Below are 15,104 nucleotides of genomic sequence, written 5' to 3'. Positions count from 1 at the left end.
GTATGGACGTGCGTCTGGACCATCTCGTCTGCTGGGTCTCGGACCAGCTTCGCGCGCTCGACTTCTACGAGCAGGTCATCGGCCTGCCCGGGGTACGTGCCGAGGAGTTCAGGGACGGCAAGGCGCCGTTCCCCAGCGTACGGGTCTCCGGTGACACGATCATCGACCTGATGCCCCAGAACGCGGCGAAGCGCGTCGACGAGGGCACCGGCGTCAGCGGCAGCGCCGGTCATCCAATCAACCACTTCTGCCTGGCGCTCGCCCGCGACGACTTCGACGCGCTCGAAGCCAGGCTGACCCGCAACGGCGTGGAGGTCACCGGCACCGGCTCCAACTCGTTCGGTGCCAAGGGCATCGCGCCGGGCGTGATCTACTTCTCCGACCTCGACGGGAACGTGATCGAAGCCCGCTACTACGACTGAGGCTCAATGACGCGGCCGGGCGCAAACTGTCGGCACGATTTGCTACACAAGACGGCATGGGTGTGAGCGTCGACGAGTTCCTCAAGCTGCTGGACCGGTTGCCCGAGGCGCGCCTGGGCGATCACGGTGGCACCTGGGTCAGCCTCAAGGTGCGTGACAAGGGCTTCGGTTATCTGTGGGAGGAGACCGAGACCGTTGGGCTCAAGGCGACGATCGAGGAGCAGATGGCGCTCGTCGCCGAACGGCCCGAGGTGTTCGAGATCCAGTTCACCGCCGGCCGGTTCGGGTGGGTGGTGGTGCACCTGAAGCGGATCGACGCTGACGAGCTGTTCGAGCTGGTCGCCGAGGCGTGGTGCTTGACGGCGCCCAAGGAACTGGTCGCCCCCTTCGAGGCTGCTCATAAAATCGGGCAATAGGGCGTAAAACCAGTTGGAAGTCGCGGTTAGGATCAGGCACCGTGACAGATATGGACATCGAGCTGCGCGAGTGGTGCGCGGACGACGCTCCTACCGTGCTGCGCGCGTTCCAGGCGCCGGACATGGCCGGTCAGGCGTCGTGGCCGATCGTCTCACTCCAGGACGCGGTGGGCTGGATCGCGTCCTGGCCCGGCGCGGGCCACGCGTTCGCTGTCACGCTCTCCGGCCAGGTCGTGGGCAACGTCGCGGTGACGGGCATCGACGGCCACGACAACGGCTGGGTCTCCTACTGGACGGTGCCCGAGGCCAGGGGCAGGGGTGTCGCGGCGGCGGCCGTGGTCGAGCTGACCCGCTGGGCCTTCCGCGAGCGCGGCCTCTATCGGCTGGAGCTGGGCCACCGCATCAACAACCCGGCCTCGTGCCGAGTGGCCACCAAGGCGGGCTTCCGTCCTGAGGGCATCGAACGCCAGAAGCTCCGCTATGACGGCCGCCGCTACGATGTCGAACGCCACGCCCGCCTCGCCACCGACTGACCTGCCACCGACTGCCTTCCATCGCCGACTGACCCGCCATCGCCCACCACCGCGGAGGGCTGGGACTGTGGGACGGAGAGTGCCGAATAGCTCGCGCCTGGTCATGGGTGGGCGAGCTGATCTAGGCTCGGGGGGTGGACAGCGAGAGCTCGGCCGCGGCCGGCCTGCTGGCGGCACTGAGCCGGGCGGCGGAGATTCTCGCCGAATTACACCACCCGTTCGTCCGGAGCCAGCCCTTCTCCTATTTCTTTCCGCCCGCCGGCGTACGGACCGGGACCGCGTTCACCCTCCCCGACGGCCGTGAGCTCAGCTTCGCCGTCTCCATCTCCGCCGTCGACGGCGAGTTCCACGTCGACGGGGTGATCTCCGTCGAGGGTGACGTACTGCTGGGGCTGCCGCGCAAGACCACGTCCAGCATCCACGACGGGCTCGCCGTGCTCGACGACTATGCGGGCGAGCTGGCCGCCCCGGCCGGGCAGCTCATCGACCAGCAGTTGGACAATATTGTCTGACTGTCTGACAATTATAGACATGAAGAACGGACCTTTCGCCGTCATCGGTGCTTCCGTGCTCTGGGGGACGGCCGGTACGGCGGGGCTGCTCGTCTCGGCCGACTCGATCGCCTTGGCCGCCGCCCGGCTGGTCATCGGCGGCACAGCGCTCGCCCTGGTCGGCCTGTTCGCCGGAGCTGGAGCGGGAGTTGGGCGGGGCCCGTTGGTCACGCCCAGGCAGCCGGTCACTCCCAGGCTGCCTCTGGCCCTCAGGTTGCCGGTGACTCCCGGGTTGCTGGCCGCCGCCGTTGCCGTCGCCGTGTACCAGTTGTGCTTCTTCGCCGCGGTCGCCCGCACCGGCGTGGCCATCGGCACAGTCGTCGCGATCGGCAGCGGGCCCGTCTTCACCGGGGTGCTCTCCTGGTTGCTGCACGGTGAGCGGCCGAGCCGGCGGTGGGCCATGGCCACCGCCGCCGCGGTCTGCGGGTGCGCCGCCCTGATCGTGGGCGGTGGCGCGCAGGCGGGCGGGCAGATGGTGTCCGGGGTGCTGTTCGCGCTGCTCGGCGGGCTGCTGTACGCGTTCTACGCCGTCACCGCCGCTCGGGCGATCAGCACCGGCGCCTCGTCGAACGCGGTCATGGGGGTGATGTTCGGCGGCGCCGCCGTCATCATGGTGCCGGTCCTGCTCTGGCGGGGCACCGAGTGGCTGGCCGAGCCGCGCGGGCTGCTCGCCGCCCTGTACCTCGGCGTCGGCGCCACCGCTCTGTCTTACTTCCTGTACGGCCGAGGACTGCGCACCACACCGGTGGCCACGGCCGCCACACTCGCCCTGGCCGAGCCGGCGGTCGCCGCGCTGCTCGGGCTGGTGGTGCTCGGCGAACGGCTGACCCCGGTGTCCATCGCCGGGCTCGTTCTTCTGGCGATCAGTCTGGTGGTCGTGGCCGTACCAGAAAAGCGGCCATCCGAAAGGCCGCTCGCGGAGAGGCCGGCGGCTGAGGAGGCGCGGGCGGTCGCGGGGGGAACGGTGTGTCCCGATGAGGCGTTAGAGTCGCAGCCGTGACGTTGCCGCTCAGACCCGTCTCCGCGGTCGGCGCGCTCGCCGACGCGCTGCGCCGCAGGGTGCTCTCCGGCGAGATCGAGCCGGGTACGGCGCTGCCCGAGCAGGAGCTCGCCGCCACCTACGGGGTGGCCAGGCCCACGGTCCGGGAGGCCCTGGCTGTGCTGGTGCACGAAGGGCTGCTCAGGCGTGAGCGCAATCGCAGTGCCTATGTCCCCGAGGTGACGATCGCGGACCTCGACGATCTCATGTACGTACGCCGGCCGCTGGAGGGTCTGATGGCCACGGCGGTGGCGGGGCGGCGGGTGCCGGAGGCGGAGGCGGCGCTGGTTCGGATGGACGCGCTGCCCGCCGACGCGCCGTGGTCGGAGTCGGTGGCCGAGCACATGGCGCTGCACCAGGCGCTGATCGAGGCCGTGGGCAGCCCGCGGCTCGAACGGCTCTACGGCGCGCTGGCCGCGGAGACCCGGCTCGGCCTGGTCCGGCTGCGTGAGGTCTACGAGGACAGGGACGTGCTCGTACACGAGCATCGAGAGCTGCTCAACGCCATCGCCGACGGCCCGGCCGATGCGGCGCGGGCCGCGGTGGTCGCCCACCTCAGCCACACGTGGGGCGGCGACGCATCCCCCCGAGTCGAGACCGACCCCCCGTAACGAGACCGACCCCGAGTCGAGACCGACCCCCCGTAACGAGATCGACCCCCCGTAACGAGACCGACCCCGTAACGAGACCGACCTTCCGTAACGAGACCGACCGCTTCCGAGCCTCTCCTGAGTCGCTCCTGGCCCTCTGCCGGGTCGATCTAGCGATGGAGATCCGCACCCAATATCGCGAACTCTTGCGGCGGGACCCCAGAAGTCGCAAGAATCGCGGCCATGCACGGCAACCCGATGCCGGACTCCTACGTGTACGTCACGGAAGAGGGCGTGACCCGTCACTATGCGGACGGGAGCGTCGAAGCCCTTGCCTGGGAGGACGTGGTCGAGGTCCGTGTGGTGACCGAGTCAGGAGAGGACGTCCTCTATATCCTGCTCGACCGCGACGGCGAAGGCTGCGTGGTACCCAGGTCGGCCACCGACGCCACGTTTCTGGCGCGTCTGCGCTATCTGCCCGACTTCGACCTCGACCGGCTGCACATCGCCGCCGAGTCGGCACATGACGGAGTCGTGGTCGTCTGGCGGAGCCCCGATCCGCCATCCGCACTGCCGGATCTGGAATATGACTAGCCGCGTCATATTCCGGCAACCTGCTGAAATGTTGCCATAAACCGCACATTTGCCGACGTGTCGATCTGCACTTTTGGATCGTTCCGTCAACCCCTTCTCCGCCCCGAGTTCCGTCCGGTTGTGGACATTTAACGGTATATCGCTTGTCGGAGTGGATCTTTACTCTTTAGTGGGGGCCGCCGCCCTTGATTGTGCATGGGGGACTTGTCAACCCATGAGGTTCAAGGAACGTCATGTTCTTGCGGTGCACAAAAGTTTTCAGGGTGGTGCTATGAGGGTGGGGACTGAGGAGTCCGATGTCGTACTCCTCGAGGCCGTACCACGTCACGCGTCAAGTATCTGGACGCGTGCGTACTTACGGCTTCTGTGGGGTGGCGACACGGCGTGCGCGCTGGTCGCGTGCGTCTGCGTGCTGGGCATCCGCCTCTTGTCCGGCGCGTACGTTCCGTTGGCCGAGTTCGTACTAGGAATCGGCCTGATCATCGCCTGGCCCTTCGCGTTGGCGATGGGTGGCGCGTACCGGCAGCGCGCGCACGGCGAGGGCACTGAGGAGTTCAGGGCCGTCTTCAACGGCGGCGTCGGGTTGATGGCCGCGGTCGCGATCGGCGCCTACGCCACGCAGACCGTCGTCGCGCGCAGCTTCGTCATGGCGATGCTGCCGCTGGCGCTTCTGTCCACGTTGTACTTCCGCTACAGGATGCGAAAACGGCTGCACAGCCGGAGAGTGGTCGGCGACTACATGCGCGAGGTCATCGCCGTCGGCCATCGCGAATCCATCCTCGACCTGGTCATGCAGTTCCGCCGTCAGCCGTACCACGGCATGCGGGTCATAGGCGCCTGCCTGCCACCGGGCCGGATGGACGTCGACCTCGACGGTATCCCGGTGCTGGGCTCGTTCGGTGACGTCGCCGAGGTGGTGTACCGGATGGGGGCCGACGCGGTCGCCGTCACGGCCTGCCCGGAGTTCGACGGGTCGGCGCTGCGAAGGCTGGCGTGGAGCCTGGAGACCGCGCGTACTGACCTGTTCGTCGCGCCCGCGCTCATGGATGTCGCCGGCCCGCGGATCAGCATCAGGCCGGTGGCGGGGATGCCGCTCCTGCACGTGGAGCATCCCGAGTTCGACGGCGCCAGGCAGATCGTCAAGACCATCTTCGACCGGCTCGTAGCGGGAGCCGCGTTGCTGCTCATGGCCGTGCCGCTGCTGGCGATCGTGCTGCTGATCCGCCTCACCAGCCCGGGCCCCGCGCTGTTCACCCAGACCCGGGTCGGCAAACGCGGCAAAGAGTTCCGTGTCCTGAAATTTCGGACCATGGTGGAGGGCGCCGAGAAGCTCAGAGGCGCGCTCCTCGATGCCAACGAATTGGACGGGGTGCTCTTCAAGATTAGGAACGATCCAAGGATCACGCCGGTAGGCGCTTTCCTGCGTAAATACTCGCTCGACGAGCTCCCCCAACTGGTGAATGTGGTGCGCGGCGACATGTCGCTCGTCGGCCCCCGGCCGCCGCTCCCGGAGGAGGTCGCCAAGTACGGCAGCGACGTCCGCCGCCGCCTGGTCGTCAAGCCGGGCATGACGGGACTCTGGCAGGTCAGCGGCCGCTCGAACCTGAGCTGGGAGGAGTCCGTACGCCTCGACCTGAGGTACGTGGAGAACTGGTCCCTCATCCTCGACCTCCAGATCCTCTGGAAGACCTGGTCCGTCGTCACCCGTGGAGAAGGGGCTTATTAGCGGTGAAAGCACTCGTGCTGGCCGGAGGGTCGGGCACACGGCTACGGCCCATCACCCACACCTCGGCCAAGCAACTCGTGCCCGTCGCCAACAAGCCGGTGCTGTTCTACGGCTTGGAGGCGATCGCCGAGGCGGGGATCAGGGAGCTCGGACTGGTCGTCGGCGACACGCATGCCGAGATCGAGGCGGCCGTAGGCGACGGCTCCGCGTTCGGCCTGCAGGTGACCTATCTGCGCCAGGAGGCGCCGCTGGGCCTGGCCCACGGCGTGCTGATCGCCCGCGACTTCCTCGGTGACGACGACTTCGTCATGTACCTGGGCGACAACTTCATCGTGGGCGGCATCAACGGCCTGGTGGACCGGTTCGCCAGGGAGCGGCCCGCCGCACAGATCATGCTCACCAGGGTCGGCGATCCGCGCCAGTTCGGGGTCGCCGAGCTCGACGCCGCCGGCCGGGTGGTCGGCCTGGAGGAGAAACCCGACCGGCCCAAGAGCGATCTCGCGCTGGTCGGCGTCTACCTGTTCAGCCCGGCCATCCACGCCGCCGTGGCCGAGCTCAAACCGTCGGGGCGCGGCGAGCTGGAGATCACCGACGCCATCCAGTGGCTGATCGAGTCGGGGCTGCGCGTCGAGTCCTCGGTGATCTCCGGCTACTGGAAGGACACCGGCAACGTCACCGACATGCTGGAGGTGAACCGGCTCGTGCTGGAGTCGCTCGACCGGCGGGTGAGCGGCCAGGTCGACCAGGCCAGCGAGCTGATCGGGCGGGTCGTGGTGGAGCCGGGCGCCGTGGTCGAACGCTCGCGCGTCGTGGGCCCGGTGATCATCGGCCCCGGCGCGCGGGTACGGGACAGCTATGTCGGCCCGTTCACCTCGATCGGCGCCGACTGCGCGATCGGCCGCAGCGAGATCGAATACTCGATCGTGCTGCCCCGAGCCTCCATCCAGGGTGTCGGCCGGATCGAGTCGTCGCTCATCGGCCACGACGTCGAGGTGACCCCCGCTCCGGACACCCCCAAAGCCCACCGCCTCGTGCTGGGCGATCACAGCAAGGTGCAGATCAGTTCATGACAAGGATTCTGGTGACGGGTGGGGCCGGCTTCATCGGCTCGCACTTCGTCCACGGGCTGGCCGACGCGGACGTGACCGTGCTCGACAAGCTCACCTATGCCGGCAACCGGGCCAACCTCGAAGGGAGGCCGCACACCTTCGTCCACGGTGACATCTGCGACGCCGAGCTGCTCGGCGAGGTGGTGCCGGGCCACGACCTGGTGGTCAACTTCGCCGCCGAGTCGCACGTCGACCGGTCGATCGACGGCCCGGCCGAGTTCATACGCACCAACGTGCTCGGCACCCAGACGCTCCTGCAGGCGTGTCTGGAGGCCGGGGTGCCGAAGGTGGTGCACGTGTCGACCGACGAGGTCTACGGCTCCATCGACCACGGCTCATGGGAGGAGTCCGCGCCGATCCTGCCGCGCTCCCCGTACGCCGCGTCGAAGGCGGGCGGCGACCTGGTCGCCCGCGCGTACGCGATCACGTACGGGCTCGACGTGTCGATCACCCGGTGCGGCAACAACTACGGCCCCAGGCAGTACCCGGAGAAGGTCATCCCGCTGTTCGTCACGAACCTGCTGCGGGGCGAGCGGGTCCCGCTCTATGGCGACGGCGGGAACGTCCGCGACTGGATCCACGTCGCCGACCACTGCGCGGGCATCCGCCTGGTGGCCGAGAAGGGCGCGCCCGGCGAGGTTTACCACATCGCGGGCACCGCCGAGCTGACCAACAGGGAGCTGACCGAGCGGCTGCTGGCGGCGTGCGGCCGGGACTGGAGCATGGTCGAGCCCGTCGAGGACCGCAAGGGCCACGACCGCCGCTACTCGCTCGACGACACCAAGCTGCGCGCGCTCGGCTACCGGCCGGAGATCCCGTTCGAGCAGGGGCTCAAGGACACCGTCAGCTGGTACGCGAGCAACGCGGCGTGGTGGGGAGCTTGAAGCCGAACACCTTGCTCACCTCCGCGCTCTGGGCACTGCTGTCGCCGTTCGCCGGCTGGGCGGTGCTCCGCGTGGCGGGTTGGGAGCCCAAGCTCAGGTGGTCCCAGCTCGTGTCGTTCACCCCCTACGCCGCCGCGGGTTCGCTGGTGCCGCTGGCACTGGCTCTGGCGCTGCGCAACCGGCCCGCCACGTACGCCGCGCTGGTGGTGGGCGGGCTGCTGGCCTCGGTGGTGCTGCCGCGCGCGGTGCCGCAGGGCGTCCCCGAGGCGGCGGGGCAGCCGCTGCGCGTGATGACCGCGAACCTGCGCGTGGGCTCGGTGCCCGCCGAGGCCCTGATCGGCGCGGTCGAGCGGAGCCGTCCCGACGTGCTCACCCTCCAGGAGCTCACGCCGGACCTCGCGGCGCGACTCGACCGGGGCGGCCTGCGCGCCCTGCTGCCGTACCACCTGGAACAGCTGGGCACGGCCGTCTACTCGCGCTTCCCGCTGCGTCCTGGACTCGGCTTCGCGGCGGGCCAGTGGCAGCACGTCGGCGGCCTGCTGACGCTGCCCGACGGTTCGGAGGTGGACGTCGTCGGCGTGCACGCGTGCGCGCCGGCCGGCGGCTGGCTGGCGGGATGCTGGGCGCAGAGCATCCGGGTCCTGCCGCCGGCGGTGGCCAAGCGGCCCCGCGTCCTGGCCGGCGACTTCAACTCCACGCTCGACCACGCGGTGCTGAGGGAGCTGATCGCCACCGGCTATCAGGACGCCGCGTCCGTCACCGGGAAGGGACTTGTCATGACCTGGCCGTACTACGGGCGCTCAGCCCTCGTCCCCAAGGTCGCCATCGACCACGTGCTGGCCTCCGAGGGGGTGGTCGTGCGCTCGTTCGAGACGCTCGCCCTCCCGCGGACCGACCATCGCGCCACGGTCACCGACCTGGTGCTGAGGCGGGGCGCATGAGGTGGGTGATCACGGGTGCGGGCGGCATGCTCGGCACCGACCTGACGGAGCTGCTGCGGACCATGCCGGGGATGCGGGTCCGCCCGTTCACCCGGTCCGAGCTGGACCTGTGCGACGCCGGTGCCGTCGCCTGGGTGCTGCGCGCGGCCAGGCCCGACGTGGTGGTCAACTGCGCCGCGTGGACGGCCGTCGACGACGCCGAGACGCGCGAGGAGGAGGCCCTGGCGATCAACGGGACGGCCGTGTCCGTCCTCGCCCGGGTCGCCGCCGATCTGGGCGCCCGGCTGATCCAGCTCTCCACCGACTACGTCTTCGACGGCGCCGGGGACGGGCCGTATCGGGAGAACGCCCCGACGGGGCCCATCAACGCCTACGGCAGGACCAAGCTCGCGGGCGAGCACGCGGCTCTGGAGCACGGCCACCACGTGGTGCGTACGGCCTGGCTCTACGGCGCCCACGGCCGCAGCTTCGCCCGCACGATGGTCGGCCTCGAAGCCTCCCGGCCGACCGTCTCCGTGGTCGACGACCAGTTCGGCCAGCCCACCTGGACCGGTGACCTGGCCGAGCGGATCGTCCAGCTCGGCCGGGCGGACGCCCCGCCCGGCGTCTACCACGGGACGAGCGCTGGGCGGACGAGCTGGTACGACTACGCGAGAGAGCTCTTCTCCCTGCTCGGGGCCGATCCCGGCCGGGTCGAACCCATCCCGAGCACGGCCCTGCGCCGGCCCGCCCCACGCCCCGCCAACAGCGTGCTGGCGCACGGGAACTGGCAGGCCGCCGGGCTGCCGCCGATGCGGGAGTGGTCCATCGCCCTACACGCGGCCTGGCCGGCCCTGCTGAGGGCCTGGGGCGCTCGCGTAGTGGGCCAGGCAGTCGGCGTAGGAGGGGAGTAGACCTTGCTCGGTCGCTTCCGCCAGCGTGGGTGCCGCGGCGTCCTTGTCCGAGAGGATCGGCTCGATGCCCTCCGGCCAGTCGATGCCGAGGGCCGGGTCCAGCGGATGGATGCCGTGCTCGCGCCGCGGGGCGTACGAGGTGGAGCACAGGTAGATCACGGTGGCCGACTCGCTGAGCGTGAAGAACGCGTGGCCGAGCCCTTCGGCCAGGTAGACCGCCTGCCGCGAGACGTCGTCCAGTTGCACCGACGCCCACTGGCCGAAGGTGGGCGAGCCGGTTCTGAGGTCCACCGCGACGTCGAGGACGCTGCCGGAGACGCAGGTGACGTACTTGGCCTGGCCGGGCGGCACGTCCGCGTAGTGGAGGCCGCGCAGCACGCCCCTGGCCGAGACCGAGCAGTTGGCCTGGGCGAGGTCCAGCGGGCGGTCGAGCTCGTCGCTCCTGAACCACTCCAGGAACTGCCCGCGACCGTCCTTGTGGATACGCGGGCTGAACAACCAGGCGCCGTCGAAACCGAGGGGATCCATGAGCCGGATCCTGACATAGCAGGAACGTTCCCACCAGAGCGTGTAACGCGTGAGATGGCAGTCGCGAAATGCCAGTTGATTGAGGCATGTGGTCCTGAGCGGGGTCAGGATCACCATCCCGATCAGTACGTTTCCGGGAGCCAGCAACCCATCCCGCCCCACGCACGGCCTCGCAAGACCTACGAGGGGAGATCGGTTCGACTCGCACCATGCACGTGTAAGGGGCAAGCCCAGATGACCACGGTATTCACCGGCAGCACGATGAACGACGAGGCGCGACGCGAGAGGATCTTCCAGGGCGATGTCTTCGTCTACACGGCCTCGCCCGCGTCCCGCGAGCTCGTGTCCTTCGCCCGCGAACTGGTCGCCGAGACCTTCGGCGGCGCCGATCCCACCACCGCCCAGCACAGCATGCCGGTCGAGCGGTTCGCCGCGCTGCTGGCCGACGTCAAGCCGCGCTTCATCCATCATCCGAGGTGCAAGGAGCTCATCGCGGTCCTGCTGGACGAGCTGGGCTTCGCGCCGGACGAGACCTACTTCGACGTGCCGCGGTTACGGACCTCGACCTCCGATGGCTACCTCGACTCGGGCATCTCCTACGCCTACCACGCCCACCGCGACTGCTGGTACTCGGCGCCGTTCAACCAGGTCAACTGGTGGATCCCCGTCTACGACGTGGTGCCGGAGAACGTCTTCGCCCTGCACCCGGAGTACTTCACCCAGGCCGTGCGCAACGGCAGCGGCCGCTACGACTACGCCTCGTGGGTCAGGACGGAGCGCCCGTCGGCCGCCCAGCACATCTACAGCGACACGCGCGAGCAGCCGAAGCCGGAGGAGGATCTCGACCTGTCCGGCGAGCTCAGGTTCGTCATGGAGCCGGGCGGGGTGCTCCTGTTCTCGGGCGCCCAGTTGCACTCGACCGTACGCAACACCTCGGGCGTGACGCGCTTCAGCATCGACTTCCGCACCGTCCACATCGACGACGTCAGATCACGCAAGGGCGCGCCCAACGTGGACGCGGCGTGCCTGGGCACCACTCTGCGCGACTTCATGCGCGCCGGGGACCTGGCACGCATCCCGGAGGAGCTATCGGCGGAGTACGAGAAGGAGGCCGTGGCTCACCTGGAGCGAGCCAACGGTAGTTCGGACTGAATTTCACACATCGGGAGGGGACCATGGCTCGTTGGTTACAGCGCGGAAGAGGCCGAGGCCGGTGACCGTCTGCCGGCTCTGCGGCTCGGGCGAACTGGCGAGCGTGGTCGACCTCGGTGCCACGCCGCCCTGCGAGCTGTTCCTCACCAGGGAGCGGCTCGACGAGCCCGAGCTCACCTACCCCCTGCACCTGCGGGTCTGCACGAGCTGCTGGCTCGCCCAGATACCGCCGCTGATCCAGCCGGAGGAGACGTTCACGGAGTACGCGTACTTCTCCTCCTTCTCCACCTCCTGGGTGGAGCACGCCCGGGAGTTCGTGGCGGCGGCCGTGGACCGGTTCGCGCCGGGCTTCGTGGTCGAGGTGGCCAGCAACGACGGCTACCTGCTGCGGCACGTGGCGGAACGAGGGGTGCGCTGCCTGGGCATCGAGCCCTCGGCCAACGTCGGCCAGGCGGCCAGGGACAAGGGCATCGCCACGCTTACGGCCTTCCTCGACCCGGAGACCGGGGCGGCGGTCCGCGCCGAGCACGGGCCCGCCGACCTGGTCGTGGCCAACAACGTGTACGCGCACATCCCCGACGTCGTCGGCTTCACCCGAGGGCTGCGCGCGCTCGTCGCCGACGACGGATGGGTCTCCATCGAGGTGCAGCACCTGCTCACGCTCGTGGAGCTGAACCAGTACGACACGATCTACCACGAGCACTTCCAGTACTACACGGTCGCCTCCGCGCGGCGGGCCCTGGCCACCGGTGGCCTGGCGCTGGTCGACGTGGAGCTGCTGCCGACGCACGGCGGCTCGATCCGGCTCTGGGCCCGGCCCGAGGAGGCGGGCGGCGAGCCCAGCGAGCGGGTGGCCGACGTGCTGGCCAGGGAGAAGGGGGCCGGGCTCGACGAGCTGGCCGGGTACGCGGAGTTCGCCGCCCGGGTGGCCAAGGTCAGGCGCGACCTGCTCCGCTTCCTCATCGACGCGGCCGAGGCGGGCAAGACCGTGGCCGGCTACGGCGCTCCAGGGAAGGGCAACACGCTGCTCAACCACTGTGGGATCCGCGAGGACCTGCTGGCGTACACGGTGGACCGCAATCCGTACAAGCACGGCAGGTTCACGCCGGGCACCCGGATCCCCATCCTGCCGCCCGAGCGCCTGGCCGAGGACCGGCCGGACTACGTCCTGGTGCTGCCGTGGAACCTGCGAGAGGAACTCACCGAACAGCTCTCCTATGTCCGCGAGTGGGGCGGGCAGCTGGTCTTTCCCATCCCGAGTCTGGAGATCGTGCCATGAAGGTCGTGCTCTTCTGCGGTGGGTACGGCACGCGGATGCGCACCGGGGCGCCTGGCGAGGTACCCAAGCCCATGCAACTCGTCGGTCCCCGGCCGCTCATCTGGCATGTGATGCGCTATTACGCGCACTTCGGGCACACCGAGTTCATCCTCTGTCTCGGTTACGGCGCCCAGCACATCACGGAGTTCTTCCTGGATTACAAGGAGACCGCCTCCAACGACTTCCGGCTGCGCGGCGGCGACGTGGAGCTGCTGTCGCAGGACATCTCGGACTGGTCGATCTCCTTCGTGCAGACCGGCGTCCAGTCGCCGATCGGCGAGCGGTTGCGCCGAGTCCGCGACCATCTGGACGGCGAGGAGGTGTTCCTGGCCAACTACGCCGACGTGCTCACCGACGCGCCGCTGCCGGAGATCATCGACCGCTTCACGGACGCCGACGTGGGGGCGTCCATGATGGTCGTGCCGCCGCCCGGCACCTTCCACTGCATCGACATCGACGACGACGGGCTGGCGAGGGACATCGCGCCGGTCACCCAGATGCCGATCTGGGTCAACGGCGGATATTTCGTGCTCCGTCAGGAAATTTTCGATCACATTCCGGAAAATGGGGATCTGGTGGGGGATGGCTGTGTGGAGCTGACCAAACGGGGGCGGCTCATGACCTACCGGCACCGCGGCTACTGGCGGCCGACCGACACCGTCAACCAGCGGATCGAGCTGGACGAGGCGTACTCGCGCGGCGACAGGCCCTGGGCGCTGTGGGAGGCATGATCCGCCTGACGGCCGCCCGGTTGGGCCGGATCGTCGCGCTGGGCGCGCACTGCGACGACATCGCGATCGGGGCGGGCGGCACGCTGCTCACCCTCTGCGCGGGCCGGCCAGGGCTCCAGGTCGACGCGCTGGTCCTGTCCGGCGGTGGCACCGAGCGGGAGGACGAGGAGCACGCGGCGCTCACCGCTTTCTGCCCCGGGGCCGACCTGCGGCTGACCGTGCTCAAGCTGCCCGACGGCCGGCTGCCCGCGCACTGGGAGCAGGCCAAGGAGGCGCTTGAGCTGCTGCGGGCCAGGACCGATCCCGACCTGATCCTCGGCCCGCATCCCGGAGACGCCCACCAGGACCACCGGGGCCTGGCCGAGCTCGTACCCACGGCCTTCCGCGACCACCTGACGCTCGGCTACGAGATCGTCAAGTGGGACGGCGACCTCGGCCGCCCCGCCGCCTACCAGCCGCTGCGGCCGGAGGTGGCGGCGGAGAAGGTCGCCCTGCTGCGGCGGCACTACCCCTCGCAACTGCGGCGTTCCTGGTTCGACGACGAAGCCTTCCTCGGGCTCGCCCGCATCCGCGGCATCGAGTGCGGCGACAGGTACGCCGAAGCCTTCCACACCCGCAAACTGACCCTCGACCTCGCAGGAGACTAGCCGGATATGCGTGTACTGCTGACCGGACACCAGGGCTACCTGGGCACCGTCATGTCCCCCGTACTCGCCGCAGCGGGGCACGAGGTGACCGGCCTCGACTCGGGGCTGTTCGCCGACTGCGTCCTCGGGCCGCGGCCCCAGGACCCCCAAGGGCTCGCCGTGGACCTGCGCGAGGTCCCGGCCGAGGCGCTGGCCGGATTCGACGCGGTCGTGCACCTGGCCGCCCTGTCCAACGACCCGCTCGGCTCGCTGGCACCCGAGCTGACCTACGACATCAACTACCACGCCTCCGTACGGCTGGCCCGGCTGGCCCGCGAGGCGGGGGTGCGGCGCTTCCTGTACGCCTCCACCTGCTCGGTCTACGGAGCCGCCGGCGGGGACGACCTGGTCACGGAGGAGGCGCCCCTGCGTCCCGTGACCCCCTACGCCGAATCCAAGGTGCGGGTGGAGGACGAGGTGCTGAAGCTGGCCGACGCCGACTTCACGCCGGTCTTCCTGCGCAACGCCACGGCCTTCGGCTTCTCGCCCCGGCTGCGCGCGGACATCGTGCTCAACAACCTGGTGGGGCACGCGCATCTGTCCGGCGAGGTACGCGTGCTGTCCGACGGCACGCCGTGGCGGCCCCTGGTGCACGCGCTGGACATCGCGGACGCGTTCGCCGCCGCCCTGGTCGCGCCGCGCGAGGCCGTACACGCCGAGGCGTTCAACGTGGGCACCGAGCAGAACAACGTCACCGTGGCCGGGATCGCGGCGACCGTGGTGGAGGCGGTGCCCGGCGCCACGCTGGCCATCACGGGGGAGACGGGCGCCGATCCGCGCTCCTACCGGGTGGACTTCTCGCGGATCCGCGCCGCGCTGCCCGGATACGAGGCGCGCCGCTCGGTGAAGGAGGGCGCGCTCGAACTCATCGACGCCTACCGGCGGCACGGGCTGACCAGGGAGGGCTTCGAGCGCCGCTTCACCCGCCTGGCCCGCCTCTCGGACCGGCAGGCCGCGGGCACGGTCGACGAGCGGCTGATGCCCTCGTGAC

18 protein-coding genes are annotated in these 15,104 nt (G+C 69.6%); 17 read left to right on the top strand and 1 reads right to left on the bottom strand.

Features of this window, described 5'->3' with window-relative positions; genetic code table 11:
- The first annotated feature begins 2 nt into the window (after nucleotides 1-2).
- From ACIBO2_RS47715 to rfbD, 12 genes are all read left to right on the top strand, one after another.
- Nucleotides 3-422 carry a VOC family protein gene (locus ACIBO2_RS47715; RefSeq protein WP_358554143.1) on the top strand — a complete coding sequence of 140 codons (420 nt, stop codon included), beginning with the start codon at nucleotides 3-5 and terminating at the stop codon, nucleotides 420-422.
- Between the two features lie 56 nt (nucleotides 423-478).
- On the top strand, nucleotides 479-838 hold the full coding sequence (locus ACIBO2_RS47710; RefSeq protein ID WP_358554140.1) for an MmcQ/YjbR family DNA-binding protein: 360 nt from the start codon (nucleotides 479-481) through the stop codon (nucleotides 836-838).
- Between the two features lie 50 nt (nucleotides 839-888).
- A complete protein-coding gene (locus tag ACIBO2_RS47705) occupies nucleotides 889-1,371 on the top strand; it encodes a GNAT family protein (RefSeq protein ID WP_358554195.1) in 483 nt (160 codons plus the stop codon).
- 134 nt (nucleotides 1,372-1,505) lie between these two features.
- Nucleotides 1,506-1,883 carry a hypothetical protein gene (locus ACIBO2_RS47700; protein WP_358554137.1) on the top strand — a complete coding sequence of 126 codons (378 nt, stop codon included), beginning with the start codon at nucleotides 1,506-1,508 and terminating at the stop codon, nucleotides 1,881-1,883.
- Between the two features lie 19 nt (nucleotides 1,884-1,902).
- Nucleotides 1,903-2,922: a DMT family transporter gene (locus tag ACIBO2_RS47695; protein WP_397304446.1), complete on the top strand. Its 1,020-nt coding sequence runs from the start codon at nucleotides 1,903-1,905 to the stop codon at nucleotides 2,920-2,922.
- Nucleotides 2,919-3,572: a GntR family transcriptional regulator gene (locus tag ACIBO2_RS47690; RefSeq protein ID WP_397304445.1), complete on the top strand. Its 654-nt coding sequence runs from the start codon at nucleotides 2,919-2,921 to the stop codon at nucleotides 3,570-3,572. Before ACIBO2_RS47695 ends, ACIBO2_RS47690 begins: the two co-directional genes overlap by 4 nt.
- Nucleotides 3,573-3,794: 222 nt before the next feature.
- Nucleotides 3,795-4,145, top strand: coding sequence for a hypothetical protein (locus ACIBO2_RS47685; protein WP_225298795.1), 351 nt, complete (start codon nucleotides 3,795-3,797; stop codon nucleotides 4,143-4,145).
- Between the two features lie 271 nt (nucleotides 4,146-4,416).
- Entirely contained in the window at nucleotides 4,417-5,871 is a 1,455-nt protein-coding gene (locus ACIBO2_RS47680; RefSeq protein ID WP_358554128.1) for a sugar transferase, read from the top strand.
- Between the two features lie 2 nt (nucleotides 5,872-5,873).
- On the top strand, nucleotides 5,874-6,941 hold the full coding sequence (locus ACIBO2_RS47675; RefSeq protein WP_358554125.1) for a glucose-1-phosphate thymidylyltransferase: 1,068 nt from the start codon (nucleotides 5,874-5,876) through the stop codon (nucleotides 6,939-6,941).
- Nucleotides 6,938-7,864, top strand: coding sequence for a dTDP-glucose 4,6-dehydratase (gene rfbB / locus ACIBO2_RS47670; RefSeq protein ID WP_358554123.1), 927 nt, complete (start codon nucleotides 6,938-6,940; stop codon nucleotides 7,862-7,864). Before ACIBO2_RS47675 ends, rfbB begins: the two co-directional genes overlap by 4 nt.
- The gene (locus ACIBO2_RS47665; RefSeq protein WP_397304444.1) at nucleotides 7,861-8,805 is read left to right on the top strand and encodes an endonuclease/exonuclease/phosphatase family protein; all 945 of its coding nucleotides are present in this window, start codon (nucleotides 7,861-7,863) and stop codon (nucleotides 8,803-8,805) included. Before rfbB ends, ACIBO2_RS47665 begins: the two co-directional genes overlap by 4 nt.
- Complete coding sequence (gene rfbD / locus ACIBO2_RS47660; protein WP_397304443.1) at nucleotides 8,802-9,698, top strand: dTDP-4-dehydrorhamnose reductase; 897 nt, start codon at nucleotides 8,802-8,804, stop codon at nucleotides 9,696-9,698. Before ACIBO2_RS47665 ends, rfbD begins: the two co-directional genes overlap by 4 nt.
- Here rfbD and rfbC read toward each other — a convergent pair.
- Entirely contained in the window at nucleotides 9,618-10,226 is a 609-nt protein-coding gene (gene rfbC, locus ACIBO2_RS47655) for a dTDP-4-dehydrorhamnose 3,5-epimerase (RefSeq protein WP_358554115.1), read from the bottom strand. The genes rfbD and rfbC overlap by 81 nt on opposite strands.
- A gap of 234 nt (nucleotides 10,227-10,460) precedes the next feature.
- On the opposite strand from rfbC, the gene ACIBO2_RS47650 reads away from it, so the two are divergent.
- The 5 genes from ACIBO2_RS47650 (at nucleotide 10,461) to ACIBO2_RS47630 (ending at nucleotide 15,103) form a co-directional block, all read left to right on the top strand.
- Nucleotides 10,461-11,378: a hypothetical protein gene (locus tag ACIBO2_RS47650; RefSeq protein ID WP_358554113.1), complete on the top strand. Its 918-nt coding sequence runs from the start codon at nucleotides 10,461-10,463 to the stop codon at nucleotides 11,376-11,378.
- 61 nt (nucleotides 11,379-11,439) lie between these two features.
- Nucleotides 11,440-12,657, top strand: a complete 1,218-nt coding sequence (locus tag ACIBO2_RS47645; protein ID WP_397304442.1) for a class I SAM-dependent methyltransferase — start codon at nucleotides 11,440-11,442, stop codon at nucleotides 12,655-12,657.
- A complete protein-coding gene (locus tag ACIBO2_RS47640) occupies nucleotides 12,654-13,427 on the top strand; it encodes a sugar phosphate nucleotidyltransferase (RefSeq protein ID WP_397304441.1) in 774 nt (257 codons plus the stop codon). Before ACIBO2_RS47645 ends, ACIBO2_RS47640 begins: the two co-directional genes overlap by 4 nt.
- Nucleotides 13,424-14,074, top strand: coding sequence for a PIG-L family deacetylase (locus tag ACIBO2_RS47635; protein WP_358554104.1), 651 nt, complete (start codon nucleotides 13,424-13,426; stop codon nucleotides 14,072-14,074). The genes ACIBO2_RS47640 and ACIBO2_RS47635 overlap by 4 nt, the downstream gene beginning before the upstream one ends.
- 6 nt (nucleotides 14,075-14,080) lie before the next feature.
- Complete coding sequence (locus ACIBO2_RS47630; RefSeq protein WP_397304440.1) at nucleotides 14,081-15,103, top strand: NAD-dependent epimerase/dehydratase family protein; 1,023 nt, start codon at nucleotides 14,081-14,083, stop codon at nucleotides 15,101-15,103.
- The last annotated feature ends 1 nt before the right edge of the window (nucleotide 15,104 follow it).

Source organism: Nonomuraea sp. NPDC050022 (assembly GCF_044460705.1).
Taxonomy (GTDB): Bacteria; Actinomycetota; Actinomycetes; order Streptosporangiales; family Streptosporangiaceae; genus Nonomuraea.
Note: the sequence above shows the minus strand (reverse complement) of the source record. Positions and strands in the feature narration are given on the sequence as shown.

Bases quoted from the DNA above. Each gene is read 5' to 3' on its own strand.
- rfbB (WP_358554123.1), top strand. From the start codon at position 6,938: ATGACAAGGATTCTGGTGACGGGTGGGGCCGGCTTCATCGGCTCGCAC.
- ACIBO2_RS47710 (WP_358554140.1), top strand. From the start codon at position 479: ATGGGTGTGAGCGTCGACGAGTTCCTCAAGCTGCTGGACCGGTTGCCC.
- ACIBO2_RS47650 (WP_358554113.1), top strand. From the start codon at position 10,461: ATGACCACGGTATTCACCGGCAGCACGATGAACGACGAGGCGCGACGC.
- rfbD (WP_397304443.1), top strand. From the start codon at position 8,802: ATGAGGTGGGTGATCACGGGTGCGGGCGGCATGCTCGGCACCGACCTG.
- ACIBO2_RS47685 (WP_225298795.1), top strand. From the start codon at position 3,795: ATGCACGGCAACCCGATGCCGGACTCCTACGTGTACGTCACGGAAGAG.
- ACIBO2_RS47695 (WP_397304446.1), top strand. From the start codon at position 1,903: ATGAAGAACGGACCTTTCGCCGTCATCGGTGCTTCCGTGCTCTGGGGG.
- ACIBO2_RS47705 (WP_358554195.1), top strand. From the start codon at position 889: ATGGACATCGAGCTGCGCGAGTGGTGCGCGGACGACGCTCCTACCGTG.
- rfbC (WP_358554115.1), bottom strand. From the start codon at position 10,226: ATGGATCCCCTCGGTTTCGACGGCGCCTGGTTGTTCAGCCCGCGTATC.
- ACIBO2_RS47640 (WP_397304441.1), top strand. From the start codon at position 12,654: ATGAAGGTCGTGCTCTTCTGCGGTGGGTACGGCACGCGGATGCGCACC.
- ACIBO2_RS47635 (WP_358554104.1), top strand. From the start codon at position 13,424: ATGATCCGCCTGACGGCCGCCCGGTTGGGCCGGATCGTCGCGCTGGGC.
- ACIBO2_RS47680 (WP_358554128.1), top strand. From the start codon at position 4,417: ATGAGGGTGGGGACTGAGGAGTCCGATGTCGTACTCCTCGAGGCCGTA.
- ACIBO2_RS47715 (WP_358554143.1), top strand. From the start codon at position 3: ATGGACGTGCGTCTGGACCATCTCGTCTGCTGGGTCTCGGACCAGCTT.
- ACIBO2_RS47630 (WP_397304440.1), top strand. From the start codon at position 14,081: ATGCGTGTACTGCTGACCGGACACCAGGGCTACCTGGGCACCGTCATG.